A 2,059-nucleotide genomic window follows, 5' to 3' on the forward strand; every position below is an offset into this window, starting at 1 on the left:
TACGTCGCCGGCGGCGAGTTCACCCTCGCCGACATCTGCCTCGCGCCGATCGTCACGCGCTGCCTCAAGTTCGGCGTAGAGCTCCCCGAGCTGCCGAACGTGAAGCGCTGGGACGCGGCGATGAACCAGCGGGAGGCTTTCAAGAAGGCAACGGCCGCTTGATTTTTCCGGGCCGCCCCCCTGTCAAGGGGGGAAGCGAGCTTCGCGAGCGGGGGGTTAGAGGAAAACCAACCCCCCGTTCGCCTTCGGCTCACGCCCCCCTTTACAGGGGGGCGGCATAGAAAACCATCCGTGGGACTACGTCATCGTCGGCGCGGGCTCGGCGGGCTGCGTGCTCGCGCACCGGCTGACGGAGGACCCGGACGTCCGCGTCCTGGTCCTCGAAGCCGGCGGCTGGGACCGCGATCCGTGGATCAAGATCCCGCTCGGCTGGGGACGCATCCTCAGCAACCGCCTGCACGACTGGGGCTACTTCGCCGAGCCCGAGGAGAGCGTGGGCGGGCGCGCGGTGGAGTGCGCGCGCGGCAAGGTGGTCGGCGGCTGCTCGTCGATCAACGCCATGGCCTACGTGCGCGGCAACCGCGCGGACTACGACCGCTGGGCCTCGCGCGGGCTGAAGTCTTTCGCGTATGACAAGGTGCTGCCGTACTTCAGGAAGAGCGAGTCGTGGGAAGGCGGCGCCGACGAATACCGCGGAACGGGCGGCCCGCTCTCGACGCGCTTCGGCCGCTACCCCGATCCGCTGTTCGACGCGTATCGCGAGGCCGGCCTCGCGGCCGGCCATCCCTGGACCGAGGACTACAACGGCGCGGAGCAGCACGGCTTCGCCACCATGCAGTGCACGATCCGCGACGGCCGGCGCTGGAGCGCGGCGGATGCCTTCCTGCGGCCGGCGCTGAAGCGGCCCAACCTCAGGGTGGAAACCGGCGCGCACGCCACCCGGGTCCTGTTCTCGGGAAACAAGGCAATCGGCGTCGAGTACATCCAGGGCGGCATCCGGCGCATTGCCAACGCCGGGCGCGAAGTCATCCTCGCCGGCGGCGTGATCAACTCGCCGCATCTCCTCATGCTCTCCGGCATCGGTGATCCGGCGGAGCTGGGGAAGCACGGCATCGATGTCCGCGTCGCCAACGACCGCGTCGGCAGCAACCTCCAGGACCACGTCATGGCGCCGGTCGTCTTCCTGCGCAAGGAGCCCGGCCCGCTGCACCGGTCGATGCGCTACGACCGCATCGGCCTCGAGCTCGCCAAGTGCTACCTCTTCGGCACGGGCATCGCGTCGCACGTGCCGGGGCCGATGGTCGCGTTCCTGAAGAGCGATCCGTCGCTGCCGATCCCCGACATCCAGTTCCTTTTCCAGGGCGCGCCGCTTACCGCGGGGCCGTACTTCACCAGGCCGTATGTCGACGCGTTCTCGTGCGTCGCGGTCTTGCTGCGGCCGCAGAGCCGCGGGCGCGTCGAGCTCGCCTCCGGCGATCCGGGCAAGGCGCCGCGCATCCGGCAGAACTTCCTGTCGCGCGACGCGGACTGGGCGACGCTGCGCAAAGGCATCGCCATGGCGCAGGACGTGGGCCGCCAGGCGGCGCTCCAGCGCTTCATCAAGGCGGAGCTCAAGCCCGGCGCCCAGGACGTGGATTCCCACATCCGGCAGACCTCGATCACCGTGCACCACCCGCTGGGCACCTGCGCCATGGGCGAGGTGGTCGACGAGGAGATGCGCGTCACCGGCGTAGAGCGGCTGCGCGTCGTCGACGCCTCCGTCATGCCGGACCTGGTGGGCGGCAACATCCACGCCGCGGTGCTGATGATCGCCGAGAAGGCGGCGGACGCGATCCGTGCGACGCGTCATTGATTCCCTCGCGCGGGTGCTGGAGATCGCGCTCGCCCTCGCGCTGATCGGCGCCGTGCTGCTCAACTTCGTCAACGTCATCGGCCGCTACGGCTTCGGCACGACGATGACCATCGCCGACGAGCTGCAGACCTACACCATGGTGTGGATCGCCTTCCTCGGCGCCGCGGTGGTCACCTGGCGCGGGCTGCACCTGCGCATGGACGTGAT

The 2,059-nt window shown here is 69.5% G+C and carries 2 protein-coding genes; both read left to right on the plus strand.

Translation table 11 applies throughout. From position 1 onward, the window contains the following. The first annotated feature begins 304 nt into the window (after positions 1-304). Positions 305-1,852, plus strand: coding sequence for a GMC family oxidoreductase N-terminal domain-containing protein (locus VFK57_21080; GenBank protein HET7698222.1), 1,548 nt, complete (start codon positions 305-307; stop codon positions 1,850-1,852). After that, positions 1,836-2,059 (plus strand): TRAP transporter small permease subunit (locus VFK57_21085; GenBank protein ID HET7698223.1); only part of this gene is annotated, 224 nt, incomplete at its 3' end. The genes VFK57_21080 and VFK57_21085, both read left to right, overlap by 17 nt.

This window comes from Vicinamibacterales bacterium (genome assembly GCA_035699745.1).
Lineage (GTDB): Bacteria > Acidobacteriota > Vicinamibacteria > Vicinamibacterales > 2-12-FULL-66-21 > JAICSD01.